We start from the raw sequence: 15,114 nt of genomic DNA, 5'->3' as shown, positions 1-15,114 counted from the left end.
CAGTCGTTCGATGCCTGCCCGGATCGCGGCAGCCGCCCTGTCCTCCGTCGCCCTGCTGGCGTCGCTGAGCGCCTGCGGCGGCGAGGCGGCCGGCCAGGAGGCCGACGCCCTGTCCGAGACCTCGCTGGTCTTCGGCGGGGCGCTCACGGTCTGCACCGACGCCCCGTACCCGCCCTTCGTCTACGAGCAGAAGGGCAAGCTCGTCGGCTTCGACGTCGACCTCGGCCAGGCCGTCGCCGACGAGCTCGGTGTGGACCTCGACGTCATCGACGTCGCGTTCGACGACATCACGTCGGGCACGTCGCTCAACACCGACGAGTGCGACGTGGCGATCTCGGCGATGACGATCACCGGCGAGCGCGCCCGCGTGCTCGACTTCTCCAGCCCGTACTTCGACGCCAAGCAGGCGCTCATCACGCCGCGCGGCTCGGGTCTCGACCAGATCGCCGAGCTCGCCGGCCAGCGGGTCGGGGTCCAGAAGGACACCACCGGCGAGACCTACCTCAGCGACTACGCGCCGGAGAGCACCGAGGTGGTCGCGTACGACGACGCCGCCGGCCTGCAGCAGGCGCTGAACTCCGGGGAGCTCGACGCCGCGATGCTCGACAACACCGTGTCGGGCCAGTTCGTCGCCGACAACCCCAAGCTCAAGCTGTCGCGCGAGTTCGACACCGGTGAGCAGTACGGCATGGCGGTGCGCAAGGACGGCAACATCCCGCTCCTGCGCACCATCAACAGCACGCTCGCCGAGCTCCGCGAGAGCGGCCGCTACGACGAGATCTACTCGACGTACTTCGGCTGACCCACCTCGGCAGTCCCGCTCGCACGTACGGCCCGGCAGGCTCCCTGCCGGGCCGTGCTGCGTCCTGGCGCCCGCTCGGGGACCGACCTATGGCGCGATCGTCAGGAACAGGAACGCCGCGAGCAGGACGAGGTGGACCCCGCCCTGGAGCGGCTTCGCGCGCCCGGGCACGACGGTGAGGATCGCGACCGCGGCGGTCAGGAGCAGCAGCACCGTCTGCAGCTGGTTGAGGCCGAGCTCCAGCGGGCCCTCGAGCCAGATGCTCGCCACGGCGATGGCCGGGATGGTGAGGCCGATCGATGCCATCGCGGAGCCGAGGGCGAGGTTGAGGCTGACCTGGACCCGGTTGCGTGCCGCCGCCCGGACAGCGGCGATGGTCTCGGGTGCGAGCACGAGCAGGGCGATCACCACGCCGACGACGGCCTGCGGGAAGCCGAGGGCGGCGACGCCGGACTCGATCGCGGGGGACTCGATCTTGGCCAGGCCCACGACGGCGACGAGCGACACGACGAGCAGGAGCAGGCTGGCCAGGGCCGCGCGGTCGGTCGGCGGGTCGGCGTGGCCGTCCTGGTCGAGGTCGACGGGCTCGTGCTCGAAGGACTCGGTCGGCGACGTCACGAGCGGGGCGTAGCGGGCCGGCTCGACCGGCAGGAAGAAGTCGCGGTGCCGGATCGTCTGGGTGAAGACGAACATGCCGTAGAGCACCAGCGAGGCGATCGCCGCGAACGCCAGCTGCGCCCCGGTGAACTCCGGCCCGGGCTGGGAGGTGGTCACCGACGGGATCACCAGGCACAGCACGGCGAGCGAGATGACGGTGGCCAGCGCGGCCCCGGTGCCCTCGGGGTTGAAGACGGCCAGGTGGTGCTTGAGCGCGCCCACCAGGAGCGAGATGCCGACGATGCCGTTGACGGTGATCATCACGGCCGCGAAGACGGTGTCGCGGGCGAGGCCGGAGGCGTCCTTGTCGGAGGTCACCATGAGGGTGACGATCAGGCCGACCTCGATGATCGTGACCGCCACCGCGAGGACCAGCGAGCCGTACGGCTCCCCGACGCGGTGCGCGACGACCTCGGCGTGGTGGACCGCGGCGAGCACGGCGCCGACCAGCAGCAGCGCGAGGAGCCCCAGCACCGCGGCGCTCTCGGGGTGGGCGAACCACGCCGGCACCAGGGCCGCGATGGCCAGGAGGGGAGCAACGGTCGTCCATGCTGGCCGGTTCACGGGCCAACCCTAGGGGCCGGGCCCGAGCGCGTCCTCAGGCCTCGGGGGTGGTGAGCTTCTCCAGCCTCGCCCGGAGCAGCGGCACGCGATGGCTGTTGCCCTCGAGGGTGACGTACTGCTCGCCGAAGATCGCGAGCAGCGCGTCGTCGAGGCGGCGCACGGCACCGGCCGGGTAGCGGTAGCCCATGCGGCGGATGACGGCGTCGGCGTCGACCGACGTCAGCAGGTCGGCGAGGTCGTCGACCGTGTCGATGCCGAGCTGGGCGAGCAGGTCCGCGATCCAGTCGTAGTGGTCGGTGTGCGACCACCCGGCGTCGCTGTAGTGCCCGGCGAGGAAGGTCGCGAGGTCCTGGCCGACGATGTGGTCGGCCTCGGGCTCGGCCGTGCTGCCGGGGGCCGCGGCCTGGATGCGCTCGCGGATCGTGGCGAACTCCCGGTCCGCGAGCTCTATGAGCCCGGCGGCGAGGGTGAAGCGCCGGTCGAGGTCGGCCGCGGCGTCCTCGGGGACGTTGCCCTTGTAGCGGATGTCGTGCTCGAACTCGGCCCACGCGTGCTGGAGCACCGTGCGGACCTGGATGCTGGCCCGCTCGCCGGCGAGGCCCGCGTGCTCGTCGCCCTCGTCGGCACGCACGAGGAGGTGGCGGCTGGCGTAGCCGAAGCGACCCGAGCGCGCGGTCTCCTCGCCGAGGTCGCGGTCGTCGAGGATCGTCAGCTCGTCGTCGAGCAGCTCGGCCACGGCGGCGACGTCGCTGTGGACGTAGGTGATCACGCGCACGCCGATCTGGTCGGTGATCTGCTCGAGCGGGTCGGGGTAGAGCAGCCCGTCGCCGTCGGAGCGGCTCGCCTTCGCCGAGAACGACGCGACGCTCTTGGTGCGTCCGGTGACGCTCAGGTAGTCGATGCCGGCGTCGTCGAGCAGCGTGCGCACGAGCGTGACCCACGCGGCCGTCGCGGCGGTGAGGCGCGGCTGGCGCGCGGCGTAGGCACGTACGGCCTCGCGGACCGGCTCGCCGCGGTCGGCTGCCCGGTCCGGCCCCTGGTCGTTCGCCTCGCTCACGTCGCACAGCCTGCCAGTGCGCACCGCGCGCCGTCGACGCGCCTCGCGAGGGAGCCGACATGCGCTGGTTATCGTCGGACCACCATGGACACCTCGCCCCGTACCTCGTCGAACACCCCGCTGCGCCGCTCGGGCGCCCGCACCCGGTCGGCCCGTCTCGCGGGCCCCTTCGTGGTGCTGGCGCTCGCCGCGTCCCTCTCGTCCTGCGGCGACGACCCCGCGGACGAGACGGCCAGCGACCCGGCGGCATCGAGCAGCACGCCGAGCCCGTCCGAGACGACGAGCCAGACCCCCACCGAGACCCCGACCGAGACGCCCGACAGCGACGCGGGCAGCGCGGGCAACGGTCCGATCGGGGCCACGGGGTCCGCCGGCGTGACCGAGGCGCAGCTGGTGAGCCGGACCGAGGGCGGCGGCAGCGTGTCCGAGATGGCGTTCGCGCTCGACACGGACCAGGCGGTCTCGGACTTCGTCGTCGAGCTCCGCAACGGGTTCGGCACGGTGGTCGAGGACGCCGTGGCCCGGGTGCGCGCGGACAACCCCGACGCGACCCCCTACGGAGCGGTCGTCGCGCTCGGCTGCGACGCTCCGACCGACGTCGCGATCGACGCGGGCGAGGCCGGGTTCACCGTGGCGCCGAAGCTACCCAAGACCGGCGTGCAGTGCCTCGCGCCGGTCACCTTCGTCGTGGTGTTCGCCGCCCCCGACGCCTGAGCCGCCGGGAACGGCTCGGACGCCCGGACGGGGCGCCCCGGCCGGTCAGGGCGTGGGCGGGACCGTCGGAGGCGTGGTGGGCGCCGGCGTCGGGACGATCGGGAGCACGGGCGGCAGCTCGGCGTGGTAGACCACGCCGAACGCGTTGGGCACCAGGCGCTCGGTGCCGTCCGACGGCTCGTTGACCAGGCCCATCGCCCCGGTGCCGTTGCGGGCGTACATCGTCGAGGAGCCGCCGCCGTCGAGGTTGATGGCGTTCTCGGCGCCGAGCGCGGTCATCATGTCGGCGAGCTCGACCATCGTGTAGCCGCGGCTGACCGCGGAGCGGCCGTCGACCACGAGGATGAGCAGCCTGCGGCCGTCGGCGTCGATACCCACCGCCGTACGCGGGTGGGCGATGCTGTTGTTGATGACGGTGCGCACGCCGTTGACCAGCAGGGGGCGGTCGCCGCTGATGGCGACGGTCGGCTTGCCGCCCTCGATGCGCTGTGACAGCGTGATCTTCTTGCCCTTCTTGAGGGTCGCGAGCTTCCCGGCGGCGCTGCCGGTGCCGATGAGCACGCGGTCCTTCTTCCCGATCTTCTTGCCGCTGGAGAGCTTCGGCCTGTTGGAGACGACCCGGTTCTTGCGCAGGACCACCTCGCGGGCACGCTTCTTGCCCATCGTGACCTCGTAGCCCGAGGTGCGGTGCCAGTCGGAGGTGAAGACACCGATCTGGCCGGCGGGGATGCGCGGGTGGTTGATGCCGCTGACCGTCCAGGCCCGGCGCTGGCGGATGGTGTACTGCACGCTCAGCGGGCTGACGTGCGGGCCGGCGTCGTCGAACCACAGGGTGGAGTTGACGCCCGGGATCCAGCCCTCGCGGGAGCCGCCGAGGACGCCCTTGTCGCGGTTGACCGTGACGCCGAGCGGGGCGTTGGTCCGGCCGATGTCGAAGAAGTCCCCGTTCACGGCGGCGAGGGCGGCGTTCCAGCCGCCGAGCTGGCTGACCGTCTTGCGGCTCGTGACGTAGGTGGGCGAGAGCTCCTCGAAGGAGATGTTCGCGGCGTCGAGGCTGACCGAGACGAGGTTCATCCGCACCTGCCCGACCGGCTGCCGTCCGTCGACCTGGTCCCACTCGCGGAGCACGACCCCCGGCGCGATCTCGTAGCTCACGTCGTTGAGGGTCTGCACGACGCGACCCCGAGCGCTGACCGGCGGGCCCACCACGATGCCGGGCTTGCCGTCGGAGGTCTGGTTGCGCCCGCGGTAGCCGCTCTGCGACCCCTGGGCCAGGCCACGGTGACCGACGCCGTCGCCGTCGTCGGCGACCGACGGACCGATGCCCACGTTGAGCGCGAGACCGGCGACCAGGACGCCCGAGGTGGCGATCGTCAGGGCCCGCTGACGGGACGGTCGGCGGGTCGTGCGGGACAGGGCGGGGCGGCGCGTGGAGGAAGGCACGCGCTCCAGAGTAAAGGACGACGTGGGACTGGTGGGAATGTTGGGATCAACGGTCCTCGCTGGCGCGCTGGTCGCGCAGCGAGCCGACCATGCTGCGCAGGCACCGCAGCGCGTGCTCCTGGTCGGCGGCGTCCATGCCGGCCAGCATCCGCACCTCGACGCCGCGGACCGCGGCCGACGCAGCGTCGAGGCGCCGGCGGCCCTCGGCGGTCAGCCGGGCGGGGAGGGCCTTGCCGACAGCCGGTTCCGCAGGGCGGGTGACGAACCCGTCGCGCTCGAGCGCCTGCAGCAGCACGTGCATCGACTGCCGCGTGACGAACGCGCCCCGGGCGAGCTCGGCGCCGGACAGCCCGGGGCGCTGGGCCAGGAGCTCGAGGCACGAGTAGTGGGTCACCGTCATCCCCAGGGGCCGCAGGACGTCCTCCATGGCCGCCCTCAGTGCTGCCGACGCTTCCTTGAGCAGGTAGCCCACGGAGGTCTCGAGGTCGATCCCGTCTTGACTCATGTCAGGATTCTGACACACTGGAAGTGTCAGAAAACTGACACCACCTCGAGAGGACCCACCATGCCCGTCACCGGCCCCGACTTCATCTCCCTGCAGGTGCGCGACCTCGCCGCCTCACAGCGCTTCTACGAGCACTACCTCGGCCTGGTCAGGTCCGAGTCCGGCCCTCCCCACGCCGTCGTCTTCGACACCTCGCCGATCGCCTTCGCGGTGCGCGACCTGGCGCCGGGCACCGACCTCGACGGTGTCTCCCAGCCCGGCGTGGGTGCGGCGGTCTGGCTCCACGCCACCGAGGTCCAGCAGATCCACGACGCCCTCGCGGCGGACGGACACCGGATCGTGGCCGACCCCGTCGACGGGCCGTTCGGCCGGACCTTCACCTTCGCCGACCTCGACGGCTACCACGTGACCCTCCACGATCGCCGCTGATCCGGGGCAGCCACGCCCTAGGGTGGCCGACGTGGCCGACGAGTCGACGTACGACGCCACGCCGGCAGCGGTGTGGAACACGCTCCACGTCGGCGACAACCTCGACGTGCTGCCGCGTCTCGCGCCGGGCTCCGTCGACGTGGTCTACACCGATCCGCCCTACAACACGGGCAACGAGTTCGCCTACGTCGACCGCTTCCGCGACGGCTCGCAGGCCGACCCGTACGCCCGCCGGCACGCCGCGTGGACCGCGATGATGCGACCGCGGCTGGAGGCGGTGCGCGAGGCGCTGGCGGCCCACGGTGCGGTGTTCGTCAGCATCGACGACAACGAGGTCGCGCACCTCCGGCTGCTGATGGACGAGGTCTTCGGGGAGGCGAACTTCCTCGCCCAGGTGGTCGTCAACCTCAACCCGAAGGGTCGCCAGCTCGGCCGCGGCTTCGCGACCAGCCACGAGTACGTCCTGGCGTACGCCCGTCACCTGCCCGCGTGCGCGGTCGACGCGAGCACGACCGAGTCCGTCGACGAGGCGGACTTCCCGCAGACCGCGCCGGACGGGCGCCGGTTCCGCTACCTCCCGCTGCGCAACACCAACAAGAAGTTCAACCCGCTCACCGCCCCGACGCTGCACTACCCGCTGCACGGGGACCCGGTCAGCGGGCGGGTGGCGACGACCGCGTTCGAGGGGAGCGTCGAGCTCACGCCGGTCTTCGGCGACGGGCGGCCGGCGGTCTGGCGCTGGTCGCGGCCGCGGGTCGACGAGCGGCCCGACGACCTCGCCTGCCGGGTGATCCGGGGGCGCCACGGGGAGCGCGCCGACATCTTCCAGCGCGACTGGCTGGTGCGTGAGGGTGGGCGCCGCAAGAAGCTGCGCACCATCTGGCTCTCCGAGGAGATCGGGTCGACCGACACCGCGGTGGCCGAGCTCAAGGCACTCGTCGGCCACGTCTTCGAGTCGCCCAAGCCGACCGGGCTCGTACGCCGGATCCTCGCGACGTTGCCCGACGACGTCGTGGTCCTCGACCCCTTCGCCGGCAGCGGCACCACCGGCCACGCCGTCGCCCTCGCCAACGCGGCCGACGGCGGCAGCCGCCGCTGCATCAGCATCAACTCCGCCGAGCCGACCCGGGAGGGCTCCAACGCGCAGCTCGCCGGGCTGGCGACCGTCGCCGACATCACCCGCGCCCGCCTCGCCGCCGTCGCGGAGCAGCTCGGTGGGGGGCTCCAGGTGGTCCAGAGGACCTAGACGCCCGCGGCCTGCTCGAGCGCCACCAGCTCCTCGTCGAGGTACTGCAGGAGCACCTGCAGGTGGGGGACCGTGCGACGGCAGCCGGTGAGGCCGAAGCACATCTTCCCGTCGTAGGACGTGCAGGTGATGTTGAGCGCCATGCCGTTGATCGGGATCGACAGGGGATAGGTGCCGGTGAGCCGGGCGCCGTTCCAGTAGTGCGTGGTCCGCGGGCCGGGCACGTTGCTGACGATGAGGTTGTACGGCGGGCGCACGACACCCGACATCCGCAGCGCCGGACCGAGGATCGCCGGGGCCTGGCCCAGCGCGCTCATCGCCAGGATCTGCGCGGGCGTCATCGCCGACAGGCTCTCCTTGCCGTCCTTCATCGACCGGTGGATCGCGGCGAGCCGGTCGGCCGGGTCAGGCAGGTGCGTGCCGAGCTGCACCATCACCGACCCGACGGCGTTGCCGCCGTCGCCCGACGCGAGGTGCGACTGCTTGGCGTTGAGCCCGACCGGCACCATCGAGATCAGCGTGGTGTCGGGGAGCGCGTCGAGGTCGGCGAGGTAGGTGCGCATCGCGCCGCTCACCATCGCGAGCACGACGTCGTTGATGGTGGTGCCGGTGGCCCTGCCGACGGCGCGCAGCCGCTCGACCGGCCAGTCCTGGGCGGCGAAGCGTCGCGAGCCGGTGATGTTCTGGTTGAGCATCGTGCGGGGGGCGTACAGCGAGAGCGCGGAGGTCTCGTTGCGCACGGACCTGTTGAGGGTGCGGATCAGCGCGCCGGGCATGCCCGCGGCCTCGGACGCGATCGCGAGGGCCGTACGCACGGTGGCGGCCGAGACGTCCGACAGCGAGGCACCGCCGTCGGTCGGCGTCTCCTCGCGGGGTGCCCGCGCCCGCATCGCCCACGGGGCGGGCATGTTGCGCTCGTCGGGGTCGGTCGACAGGACGCTGGCCAGCAGTCGCATCGCCGAGACGCCGTCGACGAGGGCGTGGTGGGTCTTGGTGTACATCGCGACCCGGCCGTCGCGCAGGCCCTCGATCACGGTGGCCTCCCACAGCGGCCGCTCCCAGGCGAGGCGGGTGCTGTGCAGCCGCGAGCACAGCTCGAGGAGCTCGCGGATGCGACCCGGCTTGGGCAACGCGCTGTGACGGACATGGTGCTCGATGTCGAACTGCTCGTCGGGCTGCCAGACGAGCTGGCCGGCCGTCTTGGCGGAGCGGTGCGGGTGCTTGAGGAAGAGGGGGGCGATCTGCTCGACGTCGCGCATCTGCTCGTACATCTCGCGGACGTAGCCGCGGCCGGCACCCTGCGGCTTCTCGAAGAGCTGCAGCCCGCCGACGTGCATCGGCATGTTGCGGTTCTCCGCCAGCAGGAAGCCGGTGGCGGTCGGGTCGATCGGGTTGACCACGAAGTCCTCCTCGGGTGCCCGCTCAGGGCAGTCCGGGCATCCTCTCGTCCCGCGACGACCGCCACAAGGACGATCTCGTGGGGGACGTCCGTCAGGCCTCCAGCGAGTAGCCGAGCTCGGCCACGAGCGCGTCGACGACGGCGACGAGGTCGCCGCCGGACTCCCGCGCCACCGCGCGCTGTCGCTGGTAGGACGCGCCGCGGGTCGGGATGTCGGCAACGGTGCGCAGCTCCTCCTCGCAGCCCAGGCGTCTCGCGACGGGCGTCAGGCGCTCCAGCAGGTCGGCGAGGTCCTCGGTGACGAGCCGCTCGCGGTTGCGGTCGTCGAGGATCACGATCGCGTCGAGGCCGTAGCGCGCGGCGCGCCACTTGTTCTCCTGGACCTGCCACGGCGGCATCGTCGGCAGCACCTCGCCCTCGGCCAGGCGGGTGTCGAGGTCGACGACGAGGCAGTGGACCAGGGCGGTCAGCGCGGACACCTCGCGCAGGTCGGACATCCCGTCGCACACGCGGTGCTCGAGCGTGCCGAGGTGCGGTGCGGGTCGCAGGTCCCACCGGACGTCGGACATCGAGTCGATGATCCCGGTGGTCGTCTGGTCGCCGATGCACTTCTCGAACTCCGACCACGTGTCGAAGGCGAAGGGGAGACCGGCGGTCGGCAGCTGCTGGAACATCAGCGCCCGGTTGGAGGCGTACCCCGTGTCCTGGCCCGCCCAGATCGGCGAGCTGGCCGACAGCGCGAGCAGGTGGGGGTACGTCGTCAGCATCGACGCCAGGACCGGCATCACCCGGTCGCGCTCGGGCATCCCGACGTGGACGTGGACGCCCCAGATCAGCATCTGGCGACCCCACCACTGCGTGCGGCTGATGAGCTCCTCGTAGCGGTGGCCCTCGCTGAGCTGCTGGTGCGACCAGTCGGCGAACGGGTGCGACCCCGCGCCGAGCAGGTCGACCCCGTGCTCGGCGGCAGCCGGCACGACGACGGCGAGCGTCTCGCGGAGGTCCTGCGCGGCCTCGCCGACGGTGTCGCAGATGCCAGTGACGACCTCGACGGTGTTGCGCAGCAGCTCCTTGTGCAGGCGGGCGGGGTCGTCGAGCCGGCCGCCGGCCAGCTCGTGGACCTCGGAGGCCACGCTCACGAGGTCGCGGCTCGCCCGATCGACGAGTGCGAACTCCCACTCCACCCCGAGCGTGGGCCGCTCCGACGCGTGGAAGTCGATGCGCATGCGAGAAGTCTAGGGAGCGCCGCGTCCGGCGGGATCACCCCTGTGACGGCGACCTCGCCGCGGGTGCCACCATGGCGCCGTGGACGAGCACGACCCGACCGACCAGGCGGCCGCCGAGGAGCAGGCGGAGCGGGCCCGCGAGATCGCCCTCACCATGGACCTCTGCCTCCGGATCGGCGAGATGCTGCTCTCCTCGGGCGCCGGGGCCGCCGACGTCACGGCGACGATGCGGTCGGTCGCGGACCACCTCGGCCTGCGCTCCGCGGAGATCGACGTGACCTTCACCGCGCTCTCGATGAGCCACCAGCGCTCGACCGAGGACGTGCCGACCCTGATGGTCCGTCACGTGCAGCAGCGCGACATCGACTACGAGGACCTCACCGCCGTCGACCACCTCGTGCGCGACGTCCTCACCGACCAGGCCGACCTCTACCTCGCGCGCTCGCGGATGGCCACGATCGTCTCGATGGGCCACGCGCTGCCGCGGTGGGCCGTCACGGTCGCGTCGGCCGTGATGGCGGCCGCGGTCGGCGTGTTCCTCGGCGGCGGCCCGGTGGTCTCGGCCGTGGCTGCGGTCGCGGCCGTCCTGATCGACCGGGTGCAGCTCGCGCTGGCCCGCCGACGGTTCCCGTTCTTCTACCTCCAGGTGGCAGGCGGGGCGATCGCGACCCTGCTCGCCGCCGGCGTCGCCGCCACGCCGATCGACGTCGACCCGTCGCTCGTCGTGACCGCCAACATCATCATGCTGCTCGCCGGCATCGGGCTGATGGGAGCCGTGCAGGACGCGCTCACCGGGTTCTACCTCACCTCGAGCGCCCGCCTGATCGAGGTGATGATGGCGACCGCCGGGATCATCGCCGGGGTCGCCCTCGGCATCTCGGTCGTCGACGCGATCGGCTTCGAGCTCGGCCAGCTGGTGCCGGGCAAGCTCGGCGTCTCCGACCTGCCCGCGGTGCTGCTGGGGGCGGCCGTCTCGGCCGCCGCGTTCAGCGTCGCGTCGTACGCCCCTCGCCGCGCGGTGCTGCCCATCGCGGCGATCACCGCGGTCGCGGCCGGCATCTCGCAGGCCGTCGCGGTGGCCGGGTTCGGCCGCCCGGCCTCGGCGGGAGCGGCCGCCTTCTTCATCGGGCTGGTGGCGTACGCCGTCGCGGGACGCGTGCGCGTGCCGCCGCTGGTCGTCGCGGTGCCGGCCATCGTGCCGTTCCTCCCCGGACTGTCGATCTACCGCGGCCTGACGTTCCTCGCCGACGGCGGGTTCTTCGTCTCGCAGGGCATCCTCGCGCTGATGACCGCGATCTCGGTCGCGATCGCCCTGGCGTCGGGCGTGATCCTGGGGGAGTACGTCGCGCAGCCGCTCAAGCGCGAGGCGCGCCGGCTGGAGAGCCGGCTCGCGGGACCGCGGCTGGTCGGCCCGTTCCGGGCGATGACGCGTGCCGAGCGGCGCGCGCTCAAGAGGCTGTCAAACGACTGAGCTCGTCGAGCCAGCGCTGGTGGGAGCCGTCGTACGGCGCGGCGCCGGCGCGGACCGCAGACTCGAGCGCGTCGCAGCTCGCCCGCGCGGCGGCGACGACGTCGGCGGGATAGCCGAGCGTCACCTGGTGCTCGGCGAACTCGTCCTCGTCGTCGACGAAGGTCTCGCCGGGGCCGGCCATCCACTCCGCCGGGTCGGACAGCCGGTCCGGCGACATCTTGATGACGTCGAGGTCGAGATCGACCGCGCGCAGCACGTCGCCGTCCCAGGCCGGGGGCGTGGTGATGTCGATGTAGATGTCGCACCAGATCCCCGGCGCCTGGAAGGTCGCGGCGTACCACCCGCCGGCGGGCACCAGCGTCACGCACGCGACCCGGGAGTGGAACTCGTGGCCGGGCCGGTGGTTGTGCGTCCCGGCGGGGAACCCCAGCCACTCGCCGTGCGAGTCGCTGCCGAGGTAGATCCCCTCGAACTGCCAGTGGGGGCGGTCGCCCCACTTGGTCATCTCGCAGCGGACAGGCGTTCCCGGGACGTGCGTGCTCATGCTCGCGACCCTAGGCCCTGCCCGGACGGGGTCAGCGTAGCGGCATCCTCGACGTCATCCGCGCCACGACGTCCTGGTAGCGGGCGCCGGCGAGCTTGGCGAGGTGGTGGATGACGTGGGCGTCGAGGCCGACGAGGACGCGCGGCTTCCCGGCCAGCGCACCGTCGAGGATGATCTGCGCCGCGCGGTCGGGCGACGTCCTGGCCAGATTCTTCTCGAAGAGGGCGTCGATGCGGGCAGCGTCGAGACCGGCCGCCTTGCGTCCGTTGCGGCTGATGCCGGTGCGGATGCCGCCCGGGTGCACGCAGGTGACGGTGACGGGGTGGCCGGCCACCAGCATCTCCTCGCGGATCGCCTCGGTGAGCCCGCGCACGGCGTACTTGGTCGCGTTGTAGGCCGACTGGCCGGGCGCGGACACCAGCCCGAAGAGGGACGAAACGTTGACCAGCGCGCCGTTGCCGGACGCGACGAGGTGGGGCAGGAACTCCTTGGAGCCGTGGACCACGCCGTAGAAGTTGACGCCGACGATCCAGTCGAGGTCGTCGTAGTCGAGGTCGGTGAAGTCGCCCGTGGCGGTCACGCCCGCGTTGTTGACGACGAGCTCGACCCGGCCGTACTCCTCGACGACGCCCTCGGCCCACGCCCGCACCGCCTCTCGGTCGGACACGTCGACCACGTCGTGGCGCACCTTGGGGGCACCCGCCTGCTCCGCGAGCCGTACGGTCTCGGCGAGGGACTCGGCGTTCCAGTCGGACAGCGCGAGCAGCGCCCCGCCCCGTGCGGCGCGCAGGGCGAGGGCGCGGCCGATCCCGGATCCGGCCCCGGTGATCACGACGACCTTGTCGGCGAGGGTCTGCAGGCTCATGCCGACAACTGTAACTCGCGTTTACGCCCCGGGGGAGGGTGTCGCCGGGGGCAGCGTGACGGTGATCGTGGTGTCACCCGGGGTGCTCGCGAGGGCGACCGTGCCGCCGTGCGCGGCCACGATCGCCTCCACGAGCGAGAGCCCGAGCCCGGCGCCGCCGCGGGTGCGGGCCGCGTCGCCGCGGGTGAACCGCTCGAAGGCGTGGGGGGCGAGGTCGGGAGGGAAGCCGGGCCCGTCGTCGTGCACGGTGAAGCCGTCCCCGCTGCCCGACACGGTGACGGTGCTCCCGGCCGGGGTGTGCGTGCGGGCGTTGGTGAGCAGGTTGCTGACCACCTGGTGCAACCGGGCCTCGTCGCCGGTCACGGTGATCGGCTCGTCCGGCAGCGAGAGCCGCCACGAGTGCTGCGCGTCGACGACGCGGACGTCGTCCACGGCCTCGAGCAGCAGCCGGGACAGGTCCACCGGCCGCCGTTCCAGCGGCCGGCCGGAGTCGAGGCGGGCGAGCAGGAGGAGGTCCTCGACCAGCGCGGTCATCCGGGCCGACTCGGTCTCGACCTTGTCGAGCGCGGTGCCGCTGGTCTCGGGTCGGGTCCGGGCGAGCTCGGTGTAGCCCGCGATCGTCGCCAGCGGCGTCCGGAGCTCGTGCGAGGCGTCGGCGACGAACTGCCGCACCTGCTGCTCGCTGCGGTGCCGTCGGCCCAGGGAGTCCTCGACGTGGTCGAGCATGGTGTTGAGCGCCGACCCGACCTGGCCGACCTCCGTGCGCTCGTCGGTGAGCCGGGCCGGGACCCGCTCGGAGAGGTCGATGTCGCCGGACGCGAGGGGCAGCTCGGCGACGCGGTGCGCGGTCGCGGCGACCTCGCGCAGCGGCGCCAGCTGGCGGCGTACGACCCACGTGCCGGCGCCGGCCGCGGCGAGCACCCCCACGAGCGTGGCGAGGAGCTCGAGGCGCACCAGGTCCTCGATCGTCCGGTCCACCTCCGAACGGGGCAGCCCGGCGACGACGGTGCCGCCCTGCACGTCCGTGACGAGCACCCGGTAGGAACCGAGGTCCGGCAGGTCGACGGACTGCGGCGCGGACGAGTCGCCGAGCGCCGCGAGCGCGTCGAGCTGCGTCGCGGTGAGGGCGGTGGTCGCCGACCAGCCCTCGCCCTCCTGCTCGGACAGCACCTGCCCCTGCCCGTCGCCCGAGTCCGGCAACGCCGCCCGCAGCGTCCCGAACTGCTGGCCGGGGCCGAAGTCCCTGCGGTCACCGCCCGGGCCCGGCCCGGTGAGGAAGCGCATCGCGTCGCGCACGTCGGCGTCCAGCCGGCCCTCGAGGCTCTCGCGCATCGCCAGCGTGGTCGCGGTGCCGATCACCACCGCGGTCAGTGCGACCAGCAGCACCGCCACGGCGACCAACCGGGCGGTGAGGGTGAGCGGGCGGCGCCGGCGGAGCGTCATGGTGCCGGCTTGAGGACGTAGCCCGCGCCCCGCATGGTGTGGATCATCGGCTCGCGGCCGACGTCCACCTTCTTGCGGAGGTAGCTGATGTAGAGCTCCACCACGTTGGCCTGCCCGCCGAAGTCGTACTGCCAGACGCGGTCGAGGATCTGGGCCTTGCTGAGCACCCGTCGCGGGTTGCGCATGAGGAAGCGGAGCAGCTCGAACTCGGTGGCCGTGAGGGCGATCTCGTCGCCACCGCGGCGCACCTCGTGGCTGTCCTCGTCGAGGGTCAGGTCGCCGACGACGAGGACGTTGCCGGCGTCCGCCAGCGCCGCGGTGCCGCCGCGACGAATCAGGCCGCGCAGCCTCGCGACGACCTCCTCCAGCGAGAAGGGCTTGGTCACGTAGTCGTCACCACCGGCGGTCAGGCCGGCGACGCGGTCCTCGACGGCGTCCTTGGCGGTGAGGAAGAGGACCGGGACGTCGCTGCCGTCGGCGCGCATGCGGCGCAGCACCTCGAGGCCGTCGAGGTCCGGCAGCATGATGTCGAGGACCACGGCGTCGGGCCGGAAGTCGCGCGCCGCCGCGACGGCGTCCGTGCCGCTGTGCGCCATCCGGAGCTCCCAGCCCTCGTAGCGCAGCGCCATCGCGAGGAGCTCGGCGATGTTGATCTCGTCGTCGACGACGAGGACGCGCACGGGGGAGCCGTCGGGGCGGGTGAGCTGCTGCATGGACGTCATCCTGCCGACCCTTGCTGTGCGTCTGCT

At 72.6% G+C, this 15,114-nt stretch carries 15 protein-coding genes; 5 read left to right on the top strand and 10 right to left on the bottom strand.

The window, feature by feature from the left end:
- Nucleotides 1-10 precede the first annotated feature (10 nt).
- On the top strand, nucleotides 11-802 hold the full coding sequence (locus F4692_RS03535) for an ABC transporter substrate-binding protein (protein ID WP_179618227.1): 792 nt from the start codon (nucleotides 11-13) through the stop codon (nucleotides 800-802).
- An 87-nt stretch (nucleotides 803-889) separates the two neighbouring features.
- On the opposite strand, the gene F4692_RS03530 is transcribed toward F4692_RS03535, so the two are convergent.
- The gene (locus F4692_RS03530) at nucleotides 890-2,023 is read right to left on the bottom strand and encodes a calcium:cation antiporter (RefSeq protein ID WP_179618226.1); all 1,134 of its coding nucleotides are present in this window, start codon (nucleotides 2,021-2,023) and stop codon (nucleotides 890-892) included.
- Between the two features lie 34 nt (nucleotides 2,024-2,057).
- On the bottom strand, nucleotides 2,058-3,080 hold the full coding sequence (locus F4692_RS20905) for a GTP pyrophosphokinase (protein ID WP_308645145.1): 1,023 nt from the start codon (nucleotides 3,078-3,080) through the stop codon (nucleotides 2,058-2,060).
- An 84-nt stretch (nucleotides 3,081-3,164) separates the two neighbouring features.
- Between F4692_RS20905 and F4692_RS20900 the strand changes: the two genes are divergently transcribed.
- Nucleotides 3,165-3,794, top strand: coding sequence for a hypothetical protein (locus tag F4692_RS20900; protein WP_257029475.1), 630 nt, complete (start codon nucleotides 3,165-3,167; stop codon nucleotides 3,792-3,794).
- A gap of 45 nt (nucleotides 3,795-3,839) precedes the next feature.
- Here F4692_RS20900 and F4692_RS21715 read toward each other — a convergent pair whose 3' ends face one another.
- Nucleotides 3,840-5,237, bottom strand: a complete 1,398-nt coding sequence (locus tag F4692_RS21715; RefSeq protein ID WP_179618225.1) for a phosphodiester glycosidase family protein — start codon at nucleotides 5,235-5,237, stop codon at nucleotides 3,840-3,842.
- 46 nt (nucleotides 5,238-5,283) lie between these two features.
- The gene (locus F4692_RS03515) at nucleotides 5,284-5,742 is read right to left on the bottom strand and encodes a MarR family winged helix-turn-helix transcriptional regulator (protein WP_179618224.1); all 459 of its coding nucleotides are present in this window, start codon (nucleotides 5,740-5,742) and stop codon (nucleotides 5,284-5,286) included.
- A gap of 60 nt (nucleotides 5,743-5,802) precedes the next feature.
- On the opposite strand from F4692_RS03515, the gene F4692_RS03510 reads away from it, so the two are divergent.
- Together F4692_RS03510 and F4692_RS03505 are read left to right on the top strand one after the other, a co-directional pair.
- Nucleotides 5,803-6,171, top strand: coding sequence for a VOC family protein (locus F4692_RS03510; protein WP_179618223.1), 369 nt, complete (start codon nucleotides 5,803-5,805; stop codon nucleotides 6,169-6,171).
- 31 nt (nucleotides 6,172-6,202) lie between these two features.
- Complete coding sequence (locus F4692_RS03505) at nucleotides 6,203-7,417, top strand: site-specific DNA-methyltransferase (protein ID WP_308645144.1); 1,215 nt, start codon at nucleotides 6,203-6,205, stop codon at nucleotides 7,415-7,417.
- On the opposite strand, the gene F4692_RS03500 is transcribed toward F4692_RS03505, so the two are convergent.
- Nucleotides 7,414-8,817: a WS/DGAT/MGAT family O-acyltransferase gene (locus F4692_RS03500; protein WP_179618222.1), complete on the bottom strand. Its 1,404-nt coding sequence runs from the start codon at nucleotides 8,815-8,817 to the stop codon at nucleotides 7,414-7,416. The genes F4692_RS03505 and F4692_RS03500 overlap by 4 nt on opposite strands.
- A 91-nt stretch (nucleotides 8,818-8,908) precedes the next feature.
- Nucleotides 8,909-10,042, bottom strand: a complete 1,134-nt coding sequence (locus F4692_RS03495; protein ID WP_179618221.1) for a glutamate--cysteine ligase — start codon at nucleotides 10,040-10,042, stop codon at nucleotides 8,909-8,911.
- Between the two features lie 79 nt (nucleotides 10,043-10,121).
- Here F4692_RS03495 and F4692_RS03490 point away from each other — a divergent pair, with 79 nt between their 5' ends.
- Complete coding sequence (locus F4692_RS03490) at nucleotides 10,122-11,513, top strand: threonine/serine exporter family protein (RefSeq protein ID WP_308645143.1); 1,392 nt, start codon at nucleotides 10,122-10,124, stop codon at nucleotides 11,511-11,513.
- On the opposite strand, the gene F4692_RS03485 is transcribed toward F4692_RS03490, so the two are convergent.
- From F4692_RS03485 to F4692_RS03470, 4 genes are read right to left on the bottom strand one after another with little or no spacing between them, the layout of a single operon-like run.
- Nucleotides 11,491-12,057 carry a ribonuclease FAU-1 family protein gene (locus tag F4692_RS03485; protein ID WP_179618220.1) on the bottom strand — a complete coding sequence of 189 codons (567 nt, stop codon included), beginning with the start codon at nucleotides 12,055-12,057 and terminating at the stop codon, nucleotides 11,491-11,493. The two genes, F4692_RS03490 and F4692_RS03485, sit on opposite strands and share 23 nt — an antisense overlap.
- A 31-nt stretch (nucleotides 12,058-12,088) precedes the next feature.
- Nucleotides 12,089-12,922: an SDR family NAD(P)-dependent oxidoreductase gene (locus F4692_RS03480; protein WP_257029474.1), complete on the bottom strand. Its 834-nt coding sequence runs from the start codon at nucleotides 12,920-12,922 to the stop codon at nucleotides 12,089-12,091.
- A 21-nt stretch (nucleotides 12,923-12,943) separates the two neighbouring features.
- Nucleotides 12,944-14,365, bottom strand: a complete 1,422-nt coding sequence (locus tag F4692_RS03475; RefSeq protein ID WP_179618219.1) for a sensor histidine kinase — start codon at nucleotides 14,363-14,365, stop codon at nucleotides 12,944-12,946.
- Nucleotides 14,362-15,078, bottom strand: a complete 717-nt coding sequence (locus F4692_RS03470; protein ID WP_374757289.1) for a response regulator transcription factor — start codon at nucleotides 15,076-15,078, stop codon at nucleotides 14,362-14,364. Before F4692_RS03470 ends, F4692_RS03475 begins: the two co-directional genes overlap by 4 nt.
- Between the last annotated feature and the right edge of the window lie 36 nt (nucleotides 15,079-15,114).

The organism is Nocardioides cavernae (genome assembly GCF_013410035.1).
Lineage (GTDB): Bacteria > Actinomycetota > Actinomycetes > Propionibacteriales > Nocardioidaceae > Nocardioides > Nocardioides cavernae_A.
Note: the sequence above shows the minus strand (reverse complement) of the source record. Positions and strands in the feature narration are given on the sequence as shown.

Coding starts and splice junctions, on each gene's coding strand:
- F4692_RS03535 (WP_179618227.1), top strand. CDS start 11: ATGCCTGCCCGGATCGCGGCAGCCGCCCTGTCCTCCGTCGCCCTGCTG.
- F4692_RS20900 (WP_257029475.1), top strand. CDS start 3,165: ATGGACACCTCGCCCCGTACCTCGTCGAACACCCCGCTGCGCCGCTCG.
- F4692_RS03515 (WP_179618224.1), bottom strand. CDS start 5,742: ATGAGTCAAGACGGGATCGACCTCGAGACCTCCGTGGGCTACCTGCTC.
- F4692_RS03510 (WP_179618223.1), top strand. CDS start 5,803: ATGCCCGTCACCGGCCCCGACTTCATCTCCCTGCAGGTGCGCGACCTC.
- F4692_RS03495 (WP_179618221.1), bottom strand. CDS start 10,042: ATGCGCATCGACTTCCACGCGTCGGAGCGGCCCACGCTCGGGGTGGAG.
- F4692_RS03485 (WP_179618220.1), bottom strand. CDS start 12,057: ATGAGCACGCACGTCCCGGGAACGCCTGTCCGCTGCGAGATGACCAAG.
- F4692_RS03480 (WP_257029474.1), bottom strand. CDS start 12,922: ATGAGCCTGCAGACCCTCGCCGACAAGGTCGTCGTGATCACCGGGGCC.
- F4692_RS03475 (WP_179618219.1), bottom strand. CDS start 14,365: ATGACGCTCCGCCGGCGCCGCCCGCTCACCCTCACCGCCCGGTTGGTC.
- F4692_RS03470 (WP_374757289.1), bottom strand. CDS start 15,078: ATGCAGCAGCTCACCCGCCCCGACGGCTCCCCCGTGCGCGTCCTCGTC.